Origin of the sequence: Limnohabitans sp. (genome assembly GCF_044361645.1) — a bacterium.
Taxonomy (GTDB): domain Bacteria; phylum Pseudomonadota; class Gammaproteobacteria; order Burkholderiales; family Burkholderiaceae_C; genus Limnohabitans_A.
The window spans coordinates 1-17,728 of record NZ_JBIKIL010000078.1 but is presented as its reverse complement, the minus strand read 5'-3'; the positions used below and the strand labels follow the sequence as shown (position 1 = coordinate 17,728).

The 17,728-nt window shown below is 61.6% G+C and carries 16 protein-coding genes; 8 read left to right on the top strand and 8 right to left on the bottom strand.

Annotated features, from left to right (window positions below):
• Positions 1 to 142 precede the first annotated feature (142 nt).
• The 8 genes from manD to ACIQ39_RS12695 all read right to left on the bottom strand — a co-directional run bounded on the left by manD (position 143) and on the right by ACIQ39_RS12695 (position 9,602).
• A complete protein-coding gene (manD, locus tag ACIQ39_RS12730) occupies positions 143 to 1,363 on the bottom strand; it encodes a D-mannonate dehydratase ManD (protein ID WP_396434980.1) in 1,221 nt (406 codons plus the stop codon).
• 16 nt (positions 1,364 to 1,379) lie between these two features.
• Positions 1,380 to 2,798, bottom strand: a complete 1,419-nt coding sequence (locus ACIQ39_RS12725) for a mannitol dehydrogenase family protein (RefSeq protein ID WP_396434979.1) — start codon at positions 2,796 to 2,798, stop codon at positions 1,380 to 1,382.
• Between the two features lie 184 nt (positions 2,799 to 2,982).
• A complete protein-coding gene (locus ACIQ39_RS12720) occupies positions 2,983 to 4,035 on the bottom strand; it encodes a malate/lactate/ureidoglycolate dehydrogenase (protein ID WP_396434978.1) in 1,053 nt (350 codons plus the stop codon).
• A 50-nt stretch (positions 4,036 to 4,085) separates the two neighbouring features.
• Positions 4,086 to 5,615 carry a UxaA family hydrolase gene (locus ACIQ39_RS12715; protein ID WP_396434977.1) on the bottom strand — a complete coding sequence of 510 codons (1,530 nt, stop codon included), beginning with the start codon at positions 5,613 to 5,615 and terminating at the stop codon, positions 4,086 to 4,088.
• Between the two features lie 44 nt (positions 5,616 to 5,659).
• Entirely contained in the window at positions 5,660 to 7,054 is a 1,395-nt protein-coding gene (locus tag ACIQ39_RS12710) for a TRAP transporter large permease (RefSeq protein ID WP_396434976.1), read from the bottom strand.
• A gap of 25 nt (positions 7,055 to 7,079) precedes the next feature.
• Positions 7,080 to 7,655 (bottom strand): TRAP transporter small permease, encoded by a 576-nt coding sequence (locus tag ACIQ39_RS12705; protein ID WP_396434975.1) that lies wholly within the window; start codon positions 7,653 to 7,655, stop codon positions 7,080 to 7,082.
• A 148-nt stretch (positions 7,656 to 7,803) separates the two neighbouring features.
• Positions 7,804 to 8,799 (bottom strand): sialic acid TRAP transporter substrate-binding protein SiaP, encoded by a 996-nt coding sequence (locus ACIQ39_RS12700; protein ID WP_396434974.1) that lies wholly within the window; start codon positions 8,797 to 8,799, stop codon positions 7,804 to 7,806.
• 74 nt (positions 8,800 to 8,873) lie between these two features.
• Complete coding sequence (locus tag ACIQ39_RS12695; protein ID WP_396434973.1) at positions 8,874 to 9,602, bottom strand: FadR/GntR family transcriptional regulator; 729 nt, start codon at positions 9,600 to 9,602, stop codon at positions 8,874 to 8,876.
• A 197-nt stretch (positions 9,603 to 9,799) separates the two neighbouring features.
• On the opposite strand from ACIQ39_RS12695, the gene ACIQ39_RS12690 reads away from it, so the two are divergent.
• The 8 genes from ACIQ39_RS12690 to ACIQ39_RS12655 form a co-directional block, all read left to right on the top strand.
• The gene (locus ACIQ39_RS12690) at positions 9,800 to 10,915 is read left to right on the top strand and encodes a mandelate racemase/muconate lactonizing enzyme family protein (RefSeq protein ID WP_396434972.1); all 1,116 of its coding nucleotides are present in this window, start codon (positions 9,800 to 9,802) and stop codon (positions 10,913 to 10,915) included.
• A complete protein-coding gene (locus ACIQ39_RS12685) occupies positions 10,912 to 11,661 on the top strand; it encodes an SDR family oxidoreductase (protein ID WP_396434971.1) in 750 nt (249 codons plus the stop codon). Before ACIQ39_RS12690 ends, ACIQ39_RS12685 begins: the two co-directional genes overlap by 4 nt.
• Positions 11,662 to 11,709: 48 nt before the next feature.
• Positions 11,710 to 12,468: an SDR family NAD(P)-dependent oxidoreductase gene (locus ACIQ39_RS12680; RefSeq protein ID WP_396434970.1), complete on the top strand. Its 759-nt coding sequence runs from the start codon at positions 11,710 to 11,712 to the stop codon at positions 12,466 to 12,468.
• A 26-nt stretch (positions 12,469 to 12,494) separates the two neighbouring features.
• Positions 12,495 to 13,358, top strand: a complete 864-nt coding sequence (locus ACIQ39_RS12675; protein WP_396434969.1) for a fumarylacetoacetate hydrolase family protein — start codon at positions 12,495 to 12,497, stop codon at positions 13,356 to 13,358.
• A 142-nt stretch (positions 13,359 to 13,500) separates the two neighbouring features.
• Positions 13,501 to 14,628, top strand: coding sequence for a 3-dehydroquinate synthase (gene aroB / locus ACIQ39_RS12670; protein WP_396434968.1), 1,128 nt, complete (start codon positions 13,501 to 13,503; stop codon positions 14,626 to 14,628).
• A gap of 3 nt (positions 14,629 to 14,631) precedes the next feature.
• Positions 14,632 to 15,813 carry a deoxyguanosinetriphosphate triphosphohydrolase gene (locus ACIQ39_RS12665; protein ID WP_396434967.1) on the top strand — a complete coding sequence of 394 codons (1,182 nt, stop codon included), beginning with the start codon at positions 14,632 to 14,634 and terminating at the stop codon, positions 15,811 to 15,813.
• On the top strand, positions 15,810 to 17,039 hold the full coding sequence (locus ACIQ39_RS12660; protein ID WP_396434966.1) for a CynX/NimT family MFS transporter: 1,230 nt from the start codon (positions 15,810 to 15,812) through the stop codon (positions 17,037 to 17,039). The genes ACIQ39_RS12665 and ACIQ39_RS12660 overlap by 4 nt, the downstream gene beginning before the upstream one ends.
• A gap of 184 nt (positions 17,040 to 17,223) precedes the next feature.
• Positions 17,224 to 17,728 (top strand): type I restriction endonuclease (locus tag ACIQ39_RS12655; protein WP_396434965.1); only part of this gene is annotated, 505 nt, incomplete at its 3' end.

Below are 17,728 nucleotides of genomic sequence, written 5' to 3'. Positions count from 1 at the left end.
TCCTTCCCATCTCGAACAGGACCGTGAAACGACTTAGCGCCGATGATAGTGCGGGTTCCCGTGTGAAAGTAGGTCATCGTCAGGCTTCTAACAGCCCAAAACGCCCCACCTGACAGTGGGGCGTTTTTTTTGGGTCAAATTTTTACCAACTCCAAATTGTGCCATCCTGCTGCAGCCGGTTCACTGGTAAATAAGCCCTTTTGTACGGGTACTTGGCGGCCAGGTTCTCGTCGATGTCCACGCCGTGACCAGGTGTCTCGCCGCAGTGCATCATGCCGCGCTCAAAGCGGTAATCGTGCGGGAAAACCGAGAGCATTTCTTCGCTGTGCGGCATGAACTCTTGAACGCCGAAATTGGGCACCCAGGTGTCAAAGTGCAGGGCAGCGCCCATGCACACGGGTGACAGGTCGGTCGCGCCGTGGCAGCCGGTGCGCACTTGGTACAGGCTGGCCAGGTCGGCGATGCGCCGCAAATGCGTGATGCCGCCCGCGTGGACCACGGTGGTGCGGATGTAGTCGATCAGTTGCTTTTCAATCAGCGCCTTGCAGTCCCAGATGCTGTTGAAGACTTCACCCACCGCGATCGGCGTGGTGGTGTGGTGGCGTATCCACGCAAAGGCCTCTTGGTTTTCGGCCGGGGTCGGGTCTTCCATCCAGAACATGCGCACCGGCTCCAGCGCTTTGCCCAGTTGCGCCGCTTCGATGGGCGTCAGGCGGTGGTGCACGTCGTGCAGCAGATGGATGTCGGGGCCCACGGCTTCGCGCACGGCTTCAAACAGGCCGGGCGTGTGGCGCAGATATTTTTCGGTGCTCCAGTCGTGTTCGCTGGGCAGGCTGCCGTCGGCGGGTTCGTACAGGCGCTGAGCACCCGGGTTGCCGCTGACGCCATAGACCTTGTTCAAGCCCGGCACGCCGCTTTGGGCGCGGATGGCCAAGTAGCCTTCTTCTTTGTGGCGCAACACCTCGTCCACCGTTTCGGCCGTGTCGCGGCCATTGGCGTGGCCGTAGACCATCACCCCGGTGCGGCTGCGCCCACCCAGCAACTGGAAGAGCGGCAGGCCCGCCATCTTGGCTTTGATGTCCCAAAGCGCAGTGTCCACCGCTGCAATCGCGCTCATGGTGACTGGGCCGCGCCGCCAGTAGGCACCTTTGTAGAGGTATTGCCAGATGTCTTCGATCTGTTGCGGGTCACGCCCGATCAGGCAGGGCAGAACATGGTCCTCAAGGTAGCTGACCACGGCCAGCTCGCGGCCATTGAGCGTGGCATCGCCCACCCCATAGACGCCTTGATCGGTTTCGATTTTGAGGGTGACGAAATTGCGGCCTGGGCTGCAGACGATGACGCGGGCGGCAGTGATTTTCATGTTAGGACCTCGGTGCTCAGGCTTCTTGCTCGAGCAGTTGCTGAATGGCTTGGTCCACGCCGTGCGTCATGACGCGCTGGTGCCAGTGGGTCACGCGGGCGGTCCATGCGGCGTGCTTGGGCAAGGCCTTGCCCCACAAGTTTTCGAGTGCCAAAAGAGCGCGCACGCAGGCCTCGGGTTCGCTGCGCTGGGCTGCGCCCATCGCCAGCAGGCTTGCGGCTTGTGGGTCGTTCAGTGCGTAGGCCTGAGCTTGCTCGTCCACACCCAGCGTGTAGCGCACATAGACGGCAGCAGCAAGCGCGTGGTGTTCAAAAGAAGCGCCTTGTGCGATCTGGCCCCAGATTGAGGCCGGCCAGCGCTGTGGGATTTTTTGCGAGCTGTCGGTGGCGATTTGGTGCACGCTGTGTTTCAGATACGGATTGCCAAAGCGGGCGATCAGTGCGTCGCGGTAATCGGCCCAGTCGCTGCGGGCAAGGTGCGGCGCGACTTCGCGGCTCATCAGGCGATGAACAAAACTGCGGATGTGCGGCACACCGATGCAACTGGCAATGAAAGGCCTGCCGGTGACGGCGCCGATCAGTGCCATGGCGGTGTGGCTGCCGTTGAGCAGGCGCAGTTTGGCCTCTTCGTAGCTGTGCACATCGCCCGTCACGCGCACACCCGCGCTTCGCAGCAGGGCTGCGTCTGCCGGGTCGGCCAAACGGTCTTCAATCACCCATTCCCAAAAGCCTTCGGTGCTGAGGGCGCAGTGGTCAGCTCGGCCCAGCGCCTCTTGGGCGGCGGCCATCACCTCGGCTGTGGCGGCGGGCACGATGCGGTCGACCATGCTGCTCGGAAAGGCGCAGTGCGCATCCAGCCAACACAAAAAGTCGGCGTCTTGAACGCTGTGCTCATGGGTTGCAATCTGGGCATGGACCAATGCCTGCAGCTTGTGGCCGTTGCCTTGCAGGTTGTCGCACGAGGCGATGGTGATGCCCGATAAACCAGCTTGGTGGCGCAGGCGCAAGCCCTCCGTCAGCAATTGGCCCAGCGGCGGGGTGTAGCCTTTTTCGGTGACGGTGAGCGTGACCCAGCGGGTGCTGGGCGAGGCGATGGCCTGGACCACGGCATCGCGCTCTGTGGTGGCCACGCTCATGCGCCACAAAGCGCCAGGCACTTGCCAGCGCAGGCCTTGGTCGTCTGCCACGCGCACGGCATACAGCCCGTCTTGTGCGCGCAACAGGTTCACCAAGTCCGGCCGTGTCATGGCCACGCCGTGGATGCCCCAGCGCGTGTCACCACAGGCCAGCAACTGGTCAAACACCATGGCTTGGTGCGCTCGGTGGAAAGCGCCCAGTCCCAAATGCAGCACGCCAGGCGTGTGCTGTGTTCGGTCATAGCCCGGGGTTTGAACATGATGGCCAAGCGCTGAAAGGCTGAGTGCAGAAAGTGACATGGTGCTTGTACAGAAGTGGGGGATCTACGTTGAGGGTTGAGGGTTGAGGGTTGAGGGTTGTGCGTTGTGTGTAGCTAGATCAAGTTTCGACACCGAACGCCCAACGCCCAACGCCCAACGCCCAACGCCCAACGCCCAACGCCCAACGCCCAACGCCCAACGCTCAAGGCTCAAGGCTCAAGGCTCAAGGCTGCTGCAGCTTCTTCTCGGATGCCTCGATCTCGGCCCAGGTGGCGTCGTCAATCCAAATGCCGCTTTGTTCACGCTCAGCACGGGCTGCGCGTTCGGGATCGCCTGCCATGAGCACACCGTCGGTGCCCGGGGCGTCCGGGCTTTGGCGCAACCAGTCGTCAAAGGCCAAGGCCTCTTGCTCGAACATGGCTTGTGTGCCCAGGCGCACCGGGTCGATCAGCATCGTGAGCATGCCGTTGAGCACCGCGCGTTGGTGGTCGGCCTCGCGGTGCCATGTGCCACTGCCCGTCAGGGCACCGCCCAGCAGTTCGCAGGCCATGGCCATGCCAAAACCTTTGTGCTCACCAAAAGTCATGAGCGCACCAAACAGGCCGTTGGACTGCGGCACCACCACCACGCCGGGATCGGTGGTGGGGTGGCCGTTTTCGTCAATCAGGTAGCCGGGAGGGACTTGCTCGCCCTTGTTGTGGGCCACGCGCATCTTGCCTTGGGCCACGCGGCTGGTGGCAAAGTCCAGCACAAAGGGGGCGCGGCTGCCCATGGGCACGCCGATGCAGCAGGGGTTGGTGCCAAAGCGACCGTCACCGCCGCCAAAAGGCGCGACCACGGGGCGCGACAACACGTTCACAAAATGCACCGACACCAGGCCTTGCGCCACGGCCATTTCGGCAAAGTGGCCGATGCGGCCCAGGTGGTGTGAACGGCTCAGGGCGATGGTGCACACACCGTGCTGTTGGGCGCGCTCAATGCCCATTTGCATGGCCTGCACACCGGTGACCTGGCCGTAACCGCGTTGGCCATCCAGATTCAGCAAAGGCCCGGTGTCCAGCAGCACTTTAACGCCCGTGTTGGGCGACAGGCCCCCTTCGAGCACAGCGTCCACGTAGCGCGGCACCATGCCCACGCCGTGCGAGTCGTGCCCGCTCAGGTTGGCCATGACCAGGTTGTCGGCCACCTGCGCGGCCTCGGCGGGCGCACTGCCGGTCATGCCGATGATGCGGGCGACGTGCTGGCGCAGTTCGGTGGCTTGGATGCGTTGGCTCATGAAAAGTCTTTCAAAAAAGTTCGGGGGGCAAAGCATCAGGTCGCATCACTTCACATCACTGCGCCCACTTGCCAAGGTACAAACTCGTTTTGGCCGTAGCCGTGGCGTTCGCTCTTGGTCGGCTCGCCAGACGCGGCGGCCAAGATCATCTCGAAAATGCGCTGGCCCATCTCGGCGATGCTCGCACCGCCATCCACGATCTCGCCACAGTTCAAGTCCATGTCCTCTTCCTGCTTTTTCCACAAAGCGGTGTTGGTGGAGAACTTCAGGCTGGGCGAGGGCGCGCAACCGTAGGCACTGCCGCGCCCGGTGGTGAAGCAAATCAGGTTGGCACCGCCTGCAACCTGGCCGGTGGCGCTCACCGGGTCGTAGCCAGGCGTGTCCATGTAGACAAAGCCTTTAGCGGTGACCGGCTCAGCGTATTCGTACACCGCTTGCAGGTTGCTGGTGCCGCCTTTGGCCACCGCACCCAAAGACTTTTCGAGGATGGTGGTCAGGCCACCGGCCTTGTTGCCGGGCGAGGGGTTGTTGTTCATCTCGCCGCCGTTGATGGCGGTGTAGTTTTCCCACCATTTGATGCGCTCGATCAGCTTGTGAGCCACCTCGGGCCGCACTGCGCGGCGCGTGAGCAAATGCTCGGCACCGTAAATTTCAGGGGTTTCGCTCAAAATGGCGGTGCCGCCGTGCTGCACCAACAGGTCGACCGCCACACCCAGCGCCGGGTTGGCGCTGATGCCCGAATACCCGTCCGAGCCGCCGCACTGCAGGCCCACGGTGATGTGCTCGGCGCTGCATGGTGTGCGTTGCACGGCGTTGGCGCGCGGCAGCATGTCTTCGATCAAAGCAATGCCTTTTTCTACCGTCAGGCGCGTGCCGCCCGTGTCCTGGATGTTGAAGACCTTGAGCGTCTCACCCTCGCGCAGGCTGCTGTTCGCCAGCCAGGTGTTGATCTGGTTGGACTCGCAACCCAAGCCCACCACCACCACACCCCAAAAGTTGGCGTGGGTGGCGTAACCGGCCAGCGTGCGCTCCAGCAGTTGCATGCCTAGGCCTTGTGTGTCCATGCCGCAGCCGGTGCCGTGCGTCAAGGCCACCACGCCGTCCACATTGGGGAACTGAGCCAGCGCCGCCGGGTTGTTGCGTTTGGAGAAATGGTCGGCAATGGCGCGTGCGGCAGTGGCTGAGCAGTTCACGCTCGACAGCACGCCGATGTAATTGCGCGTGGCCACGCGGCCATCACTGCGCTGGTAACCCATGAAGCTGGCCTGCTTGCGGGCAGGCTCGGCTTTCACGTCATGGCCAATCGCATAGTCGCGCTCGAAGTTGCCTTTTTCTGCGCCCATGTTCAAGTTGTGCGTGTGCACATGCTCGCCGGGTGCAATGGCTTGGTGCGCAAAACCAATGATCTGGTTGTAACGGCGCACCGGCTCGCCCACAGCGATGGCACGGGTGGCGATTTTGTGGCCCGGCGGGATCAGGCCGCGCACGGGCAAGCCTTCGACGGCGCTGCCGCTCATGAGTTGGGAGCGGGCAATCACCACGTCGTCAGACGGGTGCAGGCGGATGAAAAGATTAGACATGTTGAGCGTCGTTCAAAAAAGGGCCGGACATCAGCCCCGAGGGGTCAATAAAATTGCTTGGGCAACCACAGCACCAGGCTGGGCATGTAGGTGATGACCGCTAGGCTGCCCAGCAAGGGGAACAGCCAGGGCAAGATGGCCATGGTGGTGCGTTCCACACTGAGCTTGGCCACCCTCGCCAGCACAAACAGCACCATGCCCATGGGTGGATGCAGCAAACCGATCATGAGGTTGAGCACCATGATCAGACCGAAGTGCACCAGGTCAATGCCCAGTTGCTGGCAAATCGGTACCAAGATGGGCACGAGGATGGTGATGGCGGCGGTAGGCTCCAGGAAGCAACCCACAAACAGCATCAGCGCATTAGCCAACAGCAAGAACACCCAAGGCTCTTGGGTGAAGCCCAGAACCCAAGCAGAGATGGCGGTGGTCACACCGGTGGCGGTGAGCATCCAACCAAAAATGCTGGCGGCCGCCACGATGAACAGCACGGTGGCGGTGGTCTCCACCGTGTCCAGGCAAATCTTCACAAACATTTTGAAGTTGAGCGTGCGGTACCAAAAGAAACCCAGCGCAATGGCCCAAACGCAGGCGGCAATCGCGCCTTCGGTGGGCGTGAACACGCCAGTGGTCATGCCGCCGATCAAGATCACGGGGGTCATGATGGGCAGCACCGCTTGGAAGTTGAAGAACTTGTCGGCCGCAAACAGCACGATCAAGGCCACAAACACGGTGATTTGTGGGGGCGTGCCCATGGCCGTGACCAGCCACCAGATGGCCAGGGGCCAGCCGATGACCACGGCGGTTTCGGCCAAGGCCTTGATGAGCTTGGGCCACTCGAACTTCACGTCGGCACCCCAGCCGTTTTTGTGGGCGAAATAAGCCACGGTGAGCATCATCAACAGCGCCATCAAGATGCCGGGCAAAATGCCTGCCAGAAACAGCGCGCCCACTGAGACGTTGGCCATCATGCCGTAGATCACAAAAGGCAAACTGGGGGGGATGATGGGCCCCAGGGTGGCCGATGCGGCGGTGACACCGACGGCAAATTCGGTGCTGTAGCCATGGTCTTTCATGGCCTTGATCTCGATGGTGCCCAGGCCCGCTGCGTCGGCAATGGCGGTGCCGCTCATGCCGGCAAACACCACCGAGCCCACCACGTTGACGTGGCCCAAGCCCCCTTTGAGCCAACCCACCAAGGCCAGCGCGTAGTTGTAAATGCGGTTGGTGATGCCCGCGTTGTTCATCAAGTTGCCGGCCAAAATGAAGAAGGGCACGGCCAACAACGGAAAGCTGTCGATGCCCGAAACCATGCGGTGAATCACCACAAATGGCGGCGAACTCTGCGCAAAGAACAGGTAAATCAGCGAGGCACCCGCCATGGCAATGGCCACCGGGATGCCGCCGCTCATGAGAATGAGGAACAGAATTTTCAGCATGGAGCGCTTTCAGTAGGGTGCGGGTTCAGCGGTCGGTCATTTCAGACTCGGGGCGTTGCAGCACGGTGTACCCGCGCTGCCAATGCACACGTGCGACCCAGACAGCCCGCAAACACATGGCGGCAAAACCGGCCATGACCACGCCATACACCAGGTTCATGGGCAGGTCGATGATGGTCATCTTGTAGCTGCCCAGTTTTTCCATCATCTGGCCAGTGAGGAAAGTGGCAGCAGCAAAAAAGGCGATGCGCACCACATCGACCACAGTGCCCATGGCGCGACCCATCCAGTCGGGCATGAAGCGAAAGAAGAAGTCCACCTGGATGTGGTTGTTTTTGGCTACACCCATCGTGGCCCCCGTGAAGACGGTGGCGATCAACAGATAGCGTGCGATCTCTTCGGTCCAAGAGGCCGAGTTGTTCAGCACATAGCGGGTGAAAAATTGGTAGAAAACCGTCAAGCCCAAAGCCCAGAAAAAAACCAGCGCCACCCAGGCTTCAACGGGCGTGCCTGAGAGATCAACTTCGTCATCGGTGGCGTGAAACTGGCCATCGTCGCCCATGACTTTGGGCATGGCGTCGAGGTCGGGGAGGTTGCTCATGGGTGTCCTTGGTGGCGAAGCGTTTGGCATGCACGCGGCAGACCGAACGCCATGCGTTCGGTCTGCGCCTGAGGTCAAAGGGGTCAGGCCATCGTGCTGGGTACTTGGCCTGGTGGGCCAGCGGCTCAGGGCGTGGCCAATGCGAGGCTTACTTGGCGGCCTGGATCTTGTCGAAGTCAGCCTGCGTGAAACCCATGCCGGTCAAGGGTTTGTTTTTCAGCACCGCGTCTTGGAAAGACTTGCGGTCCACCTGCACAATTTGCAGACCCTTTTTCTTGAACTCGTCGACCAGCTCGGCCTCACGCGCTTTGATTTTGCCGGTGGCACGCACAGCGGCTTGTTGCGTCACTTCGGTGAACATTTTCTTTTCGGCGTCGCTCAGCTTGTTCCAGACGTGGGGCGCAATTTGCGTGGTCAAGCCATCCACGATGTGGCCCGTCAGCATGATGGCCTTTTGCACCTCATAGAACTTTTTGGCTTCGATGGTGGTCAAAGGGTTTTCTTGCGCTTCCACGGTGCCGTTTTGCAGGGCCAGGTAGACCTCGGCAAAAGCAATGGGCGTTGGGTTGGCGCCGCAAGACTCAGGGGTGGCGCGGTAGGCGGCCACGTCGGGCACGCGGATTTTGAGACCCTTCATGCCCGCGCAGTTGGTGAAGGCTTTTTGGGCGGTGGTGTGGCGTGCACCGTAGTAGGTGTAGGCCGTGACCTGGATGCCGGTTTTCTCACGAAACTCTTTGACCATTTCTTGGAACACGGGGCTCTTGGAGTAAGCGATCAGGTGGTCGCCATCGCGGAAGATGAAGGGGTAGTAGGCAATGCCAAAACGCGGGTAGGTACGCGCCGCAAACGAAGGGCCGCTGATGATCATGTCCACCGTGCCCAAGGTCAGGCCCTGGTTGATGTCGGTCTCTTTGCCCAGGCTGGAGGCGGGGAAGACCTGGATGTCGAATTTGCCGTTGCTGCGCTTTTTGATTTCTTCGGCGGCCCACACCGATTCGGTGTGGTAGGGCTCAGACGTTTCATAGACGTGGGCCCATTTGAGTTTTTGCTGGGCCTGCACCGCAGTGCTGCCGAGCACGGTCATGGCTCCTAGGGCGAATGCGCCGACGGTGGCCAGGGTTTTCAGGGTCAATCTTTTGCTCATCTCTGTCTCCTCGTTGGTTAAAAAAATGCTGACGCGAAAAAAACTTGCCCACCAGTGCCCATCTTGCTGGCCAGCTAACGGGCAGGTGCGCGGCGCCAGCTCGCGCTGTATCTTTTGTGGGCCTGCTTCAAGTGCTTTTGCATGGCTTTGCGGGCGCCACTGGCGTCATGCGCTTCAATGGCCTGCAACACCTGCTGGTGCTCGGCGATGGCCGCTTGCCAAGACTCGGGGTGTTCAAAATAATCGCCTAAGCGCTCAAACAGTGGGCCGTTGCGCGCTTGCCAAAAGCGCTGCACGGTGTCCAGCAGCACGCTGTTGCCGCAGGCTTTGGCAATGGCGGCGTGAAAGGCCTCGTCGCCCTCGCGTGGCGCTTCGTTGTGCGCCGCTTCCTGCTTCATTTGTTGCAAACCGTTTTTGATGGCCTTGAGGTCTGCCTTTTGCGCGTGTGTGGCTGCCAGAGCGGCCACTTCGGCCTCGATCAACAAGCGCGCACTCATCACCTCTAAGGGGCCCCAGTCGGCAGGGGTGTTGGCATCGTTGTGGGCCAAGGCGGCGGGTTTGCTGGGTGCCTCTGTGCGCTGCACGTAAATGCCCGAGCCGGTACGCACCTCGATCATGCCCTCGACTTCGAGTGCGATCAGGGCTTCGCGCACCGAGGGGCGGCTCACCCCCAATTGCAAGGCCAGATCACGCTCGGCCGGCAGGCGCGAGCCCAGCGCGAACTCGCCCGACACCATGAGCAGTCGAAGCTGATCGGCAATTTGGCGGTACAGGCGCTGTGGGGCCACAGTGTGCAAAGGCATGGTGGGTGATCAGGGATAACGTGAATTGGACAAGTGGTCAGACCAGTTGCACAATCATCACACGTCCTGATTTGTCAGGTCAAGCGCTTTTATCTCCACACAAACCCGCATGTCAGCTGTCGCGAAAACGACGCACCAGCGACCGTGCAAGCCGCAAGCTCCACGCCTTTGAAGTGCAGTTCAATTTGAAGTTTCAGATGTCCACCATCACCATTGACCGTGTGAGCCTTCGGCAAGTCAACCTGCCGCCCAAGGTGTTGCGTACCGATGCCATCCAGTCCTTTGTGACGCAAGAGACCGTGCTGCTCACCCTGTATTGCAGCGACGGCATCGCGGCCACGGGCTATGCCTACACCATTGGCACTGGCGGCTCTTCGGTGGTGGCCTTGCTCAAAGACCATTTGGTGCCGCGCCTGATCGGGCGCAACCCTGTCCTGGTCGAGGCGATTTGGAAAGACTTGTTTTTCCACACCCATGCCACCGCCGTGGGGGCCATGACCAGTTTGGCGCTGGCCTGTGTCGACACCGCCTTGTGGGATTGGCGTGCGCAAAGCCAGGGTCTGCCGCTGTGGCAGTTGCTGGGCGGCGCGCAGGCGCGTGTACCGCTCTACACCACCGAGGGCGGCTGGCTGCATTTGTCGCCTGAGGCCCTGGTGGACCAAACCTTGGCAGCCCAAGCGCAAGGGTTCAAAGGGGCCAAAATCAAAATCGGCCGCCCGCATGTGAGCGAGGACGTGGCGCGCCTCTCTGCCGTGCGCGATGCGGTGGGGCCAGGTTTTGAGTTGATGACCGATGCCAACCAAGGCTTCAACCGCGCCGAGTCCGTGCGCCGTGCCCGGGCTTTTGACGGTTTGGGTTTGGCGTGGTTGGAAGAGCCGCTGCCAGCCGAGGACGTGTCGGGCCATCGCCAGTTGCGCGAGCACAGCCCCATTCCCGTGGCGGTGGGCGAGTCTTTGTACCACCCGATGCAGTTTCGCGAATACCTGGAGCAAGGCGCTTGTTCCATCGTGCAGCCCGATGTGGCGCGCATCGGCGGCATCACGCCCTGGCTCAAAACCGCGCACTTGGCCGAGACTTTTGACGTGGCGGTGTGCCCGCATTTCTTGATGGAGTTGCATGTGAGCCTGTGCGCGGCCGTGCCCAACGCCACCTGGGTCGAATACATCCCGCAGCTCGACGACATCACCACCACGCGCATGCGGGTGCAGCACGGCTTTGCGCTGCCCCCCGAAACGCCCGGTTTGGGCATCGCCTGGGACTGGACTGCCATCACCGCAAGACAGATCACCCAACTGGAGATAAAAGCACCATGAGACTCAAAGGAAAAATCGCCCTCATCACCGCCGCCGGGCAAGGCATTGGCCAAGCGGCCGCGCTGGCCATGGCCGCTGAGGGCGCAACGGTCTATGCGACCGATGTGAATGCCGATCTGCTCAAGGCCTACCAAGGCGTGGCGAATGTGCACACGGCGGTGCTGAACGTGCTCGACAAATCGGCCATAGCCGCTCAAGTGGCCAGCCTGCCGCGCATTGACATCGTCTTCAATTGCGCGGGCTTTGTGCACAACGGCAACATCGAACTGGCCACCGACGAGGATTGGGACTTCGCCTTCAACTTGAATGTGCGCTCACAGTTTTGGATGATCCAGGCCGTCATCCCCAAAATGCTGGCGCAATTCGAGCAGACGGGCCAAGGCGGCAGCATCATCAACATGGCCAGCGTGTGCTCCAGCGTGCGGGGTTTGCCCAACCGCTTTGTCTACGGTGCCAGCAAAGCGGCCGTGATTGGCCTGACCAAAAGCGTGGCCGCCGACTATGTGCGCCAAGGCGTGCGCTGCAACTGCATTTGCCCCGGCACCGTCGACACGCCCTCCTTGCAAGACCGCATCAACAGCTACGCCGACCCGGTGCAAGCGCGCAAAGACTTCATCAACCGCCAGCCCATGGGACGTTTGGCGCAAGCGGCCGAGATCGCTCCCATCGTCACCTTCTTGGCGTCTGACGAATCCATCTTTGCCACGGGCAATGCCTACATGGTGGATGGCGGCATGACCATTTGAATTGCCTTTTACAAGCCTCAATCCCCAACCGCAGAAAGAAAGACAGACATGAATTTACTGGACATGAAAGGCCGCCACGCGGTCATCACTGGAGGCGCTACCGGCCTGGGCTTTGCCATTGCGCAGCGCATGCTGGCCTCGGGTGCCCGCGTGACCATTTGGGACCGCGATGCAGCAGGCATGGCTAAAGCCGCCGAGCAACTGCGCCAGGGGCAACTGGGCGCAGTGGTCAACACGGTGCAGGTCGACGTGGTCAACCACGACTCGGTGGTGCAGGCCACACAGCAAACCACCGCTTTGGCGGGGGTGGATGTGCTGGTCAACAGCGCCGGCATCACCGGCCCCAACGTCAAAGTGTGGGACTACCCGGTGGACGCTTGGAAACAGGTGTTCGAGGTCAACGTGCACGGCCTGTTCCATTGCTGCCGCGAACTGAGTGCGCACATGAAGGCGCGCAACTACGGGCGCATCGTCAACATCGCCTCGGTGGCCGGCAAAGACGGCAATCCCAATGCCAGTGCTTACAGTGCCAGCAAGGCAGCGGTCATTGGCCTGACCAAATCGCTGGGCAAAGAGTTGGCCGACACCGGCGTGCGCGTCAACTGTGTCACGCCGGCGGCTGTGAAGACCGCGATTTTTGATCAAATGACGCCCGAACACATCGCGTTCATGCTCTCCAAGATTCCGATGGCCCGCTTTGGCGAGCCCGAAGAAGTCGCCGCCATGGTGACTTGGCTCAGCACCGAAGACTGTTCCTTCTCCACCGGCGCGGTCTTTGACCTGTCGGGTGGCCGTTCCACTTATTGATTCTGTTCCAGCACTGAAAGGTATTTATGAAACTCGTTCGCTATGGCCAAGTCGGCAAAGAAAAACCAGGCCTGATCGACGCCGATGGCCGCTTGCGCGACTTGAGCGCAGTCGTCAAAGACATCTCGCCTGAGTTATTGAACGACAAAGCCCTGGCCAAGCTGGCCAAACTCAAAACCGACAAGCTGCCCTTGGTGCGTGGCAAAAAGCGTTTTGGCACACCCATTTCCTACACCAGCAAGTTCATCGCCATCGGCCTGAACTACGCCGACCATGCCGCAGAGTCGAACATGCCCATCCCGGCCGAGCCGATTGTGTTCACCAAGGCCATCTCGTGCATCCAGGGTGCCGACGACGACGTGATGCTGCCCAAAGGCTCCAAGAAATCCGACTGGGAGGTGGAGCTGGGCATCGTCATCGGTACACGCGCCCGCTATGTATCGCAAAAAGACGCCTTGAACCATGTGGCCGGTTATTGCGTGGTCAACGATGTGAGCGAGCGTGAATACCAACTCGAGCGCGGTGCCACCTGGGACAAGGGCAAGGGTTGCGACACCTTCGGTCCTGTGGGCCCTTGGTTGGTGACGCGCGACGAAGTGCCCAATCCTCAAGCCCTGGGCATGTGGCTGGATGTGAACGGCGTGCGCTTTCAGACCGGCAACACCAAGACCATGATTTTTGGCGTGACCAAATTGGTCAGCTACGTCAGCCAGTTCATGACACTGGAGCCCGGTGACATCATCACCACCGGCACGCCGCCGGGGGTGGGCATGGGGGTCAAGGTGGATGGCAAGCCTGCACCCGTGTTCTTGAAGCGCGGCGATGTGATGCGCTTGGGCATCGACGGCCTGGGCGAGCAGACCCAGAAAGTCGTGGCCTTCAAGGCCTGATGCCGGCCAAACCGGGTCTGTGGTCTTGACCGCAGACCCGGTGGCGCCTTGGCGCTGCAGCGCGCGCTGCGCTGCTTTGGGCATGCATCGCCCGGGACTTTGCCCGCTGTGCCGTGCCCCAAAGCCCCTACACTTGGGGCCTATGTCCGAGCCCACACTCCCCCTCCAAACCTCGCCCATCCAAAAAGTCTCCATTTCTCTGGACGACCGCAGTTACGACATCCAGATTGGCCAAGGCCTGCTCGGTCGTGCCGAGACATGGCTTGGCCTGCCCAAGGCCAAGACCGCCATGATCGTGACCAACGACACGATTGCGCCGTTGTATGAAGCCGCCTTGCGCACTGCCATTGCCCCGCATTACCAGCAGGTGCACAGCGTGGTGCTGCCCGACGGCGAAGCGCACAAAGACTGGCAGACCCTGAACCTGATTTTTGACGCGCTGCTGGGCCAAGGCTGCGACCGCAAGACGGTGCTGTTTGCTTTGGGCGGTGGTGTGGTGGGCGACATGACTGGCTTTGCCGCCGCCAGCTACATGCGCGGCGTGCCTTTTGTGCAGGTGCCGACCACGCTCTTGTCGCAGGTCGATTCGTCGGTGGGCGGCAAAACCGCCATCAACCACCCGCTGGGCAAAAACATGATCGGCGCGTTCTACCAGCCAGTGCGCGTGGTGTGCGATCTGAACACCTTGGCCACACTGCCCCCGCGCGAGCTGAGCGCGGGCCTGGCCGAAGTCATCAAATACGGCCCGATTGCCGACATGGATTTCCTGGGCTGGATCGAGGCGAACATCGACGCCCTGATGGCGCAAGACCCGGCTGCGCTGGCGCATGCTGTCAAGCGCAGTTGCGAGATCAAGGCCTGGGTGGTGGGGCAGGACGAACGCGAAGCGGGCCTGCGCGCCATCCTCAACTTTGGCCACACCTTTGGCCACGCCATTGAGGCGGGCTTGGGCTTTGGCGTCTGGCTGCATGGCGAGGCGGTGGGCTGCGGCATGGTCATGGCGGCAGAACTCTCGCAGCATTTGGGCAAGGTCGATGCGGCCTTTGTGGTCCGTGTGCGCACGCTCATTGAGCGTGCGGGTCTGCCGGTGCGCGGCCCCATCATTGACGCAGCCGACAACGCAGGCCATTACATCGAACACATGCGCCTCGATAAAAAAGCCATCGGCGGCGACATCCAGTTTGTGGTGATCGACGGCCCGGGCAAAGCCAGCGTGTGCGGCGCGCCCGACGCCATGGTGCGCGAGGTGATCAAGGCCTGCTGCGCCTGAGCCATGTTCGCCGAATCACTGGAAATGCCCTTGGGTTCCTCACCCTTTCAGGCCAGTTTGTCGGCACTGGCCTGCGACCCGGCGCAAACCCGGGGCAGGCGCTTTGCTGAAGCCCCAGCACCCACGCGCAACGCCTTCCAGCGCGACCGTGACCGCATCGTGCACTCCAGCGCGTTTCGGCGGCTGGTTTACAAAACCCAAGTCTTTTTGAACCACGAAGGCGATTTGTTCCGCACGCGCTTGACGCACTCGCTCGAAGTCGCGCAGCTGGGCCGATCCATCGCCCGCGCCCTGGGCCTGAACGAAGACTTGGTCGAAGCCGTGGCGCTGGCGCACGACCTGGGCCACACGCCTTTTGGCCACGCTGGACAAGATGCGCTGAACGAATGCATGGCCGAGCACGGCGGCTTTGAGCACAACCTGCAAAGCCTGCGGGTAGTCGATCAACTGGAAGAGCGCTATCCCGCGTTCGACGGCCTGAACTTGAGTTTTGAAACCCGCGAGGGCGTGCTCAAACACTGCTCGCGCGCCAATGCCGAGCAACTGGAGCGGGCTGAGCCCGGTGGCGTGGGGCGGCGCTTCATCGAGCGCACCCAGCCCAGCCTGGAGGCGCAGTTGTGCAACTTGGCCGATGCCATTGCCTACAACGCGCACGACATCGACGACGGTGTGCGCTCGGGCCTGATCAGCACCGAGCAGCTGCTGCAAGTCGAGCTGTTTGCGCACTACCACCAGCAGACCTTGGACGAGCACCCTGGCTTGTCGGTCAAGCCGCGCCGCCTGCTCTACGAAGCCATCCGCCGCATGCTGAGCGACCAGGTCTACGACGTGATCGACACCACCCGCCAGGCCGTGGCCGACGCGGGTGTGCGCAGCTTGGAACAAGCCCGCTTGGCCCGGCCTCTGGTGGCGTTCAGTCCCCGCATGAAGACGCGCAGCACCGAGCTCAAACAATTTTTGTTTGCGCAGCTCTACCGTCATCCGCAGGTCATGCACACCACCGGACAGGCGCAGCAGGTGGTGCGCGAGTTGTTCCTGGCCTATGTGGGCCAACCCGCCGAAATGCCCGCCGACTTTGCCGTGAGCGCTGACCTGCACCGCAGCGTGGCCGATTACATCGCCGGCATGACCGACCGTTTTGCCATGCGTGAGCACGAACGCCTGACGGGGCGCAAGCTGTTGTGAGCGGGCTGCCCGTCCACCGCACCGCCTGGCTCGTTGTCCTCGCGGGCGGCGTGGCGGCCTTGCAGGTGGGCAAGCTCCCCCCCGCCTTACCCGCGCTGCAGACCGAGTTGGGCCTCACGCTGGTGCAGTCCGGTTTCCTCTTGTCCTTGGTGCAGCTCGCCGGCATGAGTTTGGCGGTGTTCATGGGCTTGCTGGCCGACGGCATGGGCCTCAAGCGCAGCATGGTGCGCGGTTTGTGCCTGCTGGCGCTGGCCAGTGGCCTGGGGGCATTTGCCACTTCTGTCACCGCATTGCTGGTGCTGCGGGCCATCGAAGGCTTGGGCTTTTTGCTGGTGGCCTTGCCTGCGCCCGCCTTGATACGGCGCTTGGTGCCTGTGGCCCAACTGCCCAGTATGCTGGGCGTGTGGGGCGCGTACATGCCCACCGGCACAGCACTCGCATTGCTGGCCGGGCCGCTGTTCATTCCGGCCTGGGGTTGGAGTGCTTGGTGGGGACTGTTTGCGGGGGTGTCGCTGGCCATGGCGGCGGCCTTGCTGCGCGCAGTACCCGCCGATCCGGTGGCGGATCACCCACTGCCAGCGCATGGCGTGGGCCTGGGGGCCTGGCAGCGATTGCGCAGCACCTTGGGCGCGCGCGGCCCTTGGCTGGTGGCGCTCAGCTTTGGTATGTATTCGGGGCAGTGGCTGGCGGTGGTCGGGTTTTTGCCGTCCATCTATGCCGCCGCTGGCGTGAGCGGGGCGCTGCTGGGCGTGCTCACGGCGCTGGCTGCAGCGGTGAACATCGCGGGCAACATGGCATCTGGCCGATTGCTGCAGTGCGGCTGGGCACCCCGCAGCACGCTGTGGCTGGGCTTTGGGGCCATGGCGCTGGGCAGCACGTTGGCATTTGCCGCTTTCACCGAAGGCCAGCCTTGGTTGCGTTATGCCGGTGTGCTGTTGTTCTCGGGCATGGGCGGCTTGGTGCCAGGCACGCTGTTCAGTTTGGCGGTGCGCCTGGCCCCGGGCGAGCAGCAAGTGGCCACCACCGTGGGCTGGGTGCAGCAGCTGTCGGCGCTGGGCCAGTTGGTGGGGCCACCCGTGGTGGCGGCCTTGGCGGCGCGCGCGGGCGGTTGGCAGCTCACGCCGCTGGTCACGGTGGGGTGTTGTGCGGTGGGGGCTGTGCTGGCTTGGGCGGCGGGTAGAGCTGACGAACGCAAGCGTGGGTTACAAAACAAACCTGCCAGTTGAGGCAAGTATTGGTTACTAAGCTGCTAAATTTCACCCTGCCGAGTATTGCCGCTGTGATGCGTGCCAAAGCGACTGGGTTGATCAAAAAATACTGTGATTCGTTCGTGTGATCCTTTGGCAGAGGTGTTTACACCTTCATTTGAATCACAAAAGACATCGAAAAATACATGGGAGAACAGCTTTAATGGTTTTCAGCGAAGACTCAAGGGTCAAGATCCCGTGCATCCTGCACTTGGTACGGCTGGGATACCGTTATCTTTCGTTGAAAGATGCCGTTTGGGACATTGACACCAATATCTTCCCAGCGCTTTTCAACGAAGCCATCGCCCGCATCAATCCAGAATTGGCTGCAGATGACGTGACGCGCCTGCTGGGCGATGTCAAACTCCCGCTCGAAAACGAAGATCTCGGTAAGGCTTTCTATGAACGGTTGACCGAGCGCTCAGGCATCCGATTGATTGACTTTGAAAACTTCGACAACAACAGCTTCCATGTCGTTACTGAGCTGACTTGCAAGAACGGCGACGATGAGTTTCGTCCGGATATCACCCTCCTGATCAACGGAATGCCGCTGGCCTTCATCGAGGTCAAGAAGCCCAACAACCGTGAAGGTGTGCTGGCCGAGCGCAACCGCATCATCACGCGAAGCCGCAATCCAAAATTCCGCCGCTTCATCAACATCACGCAGT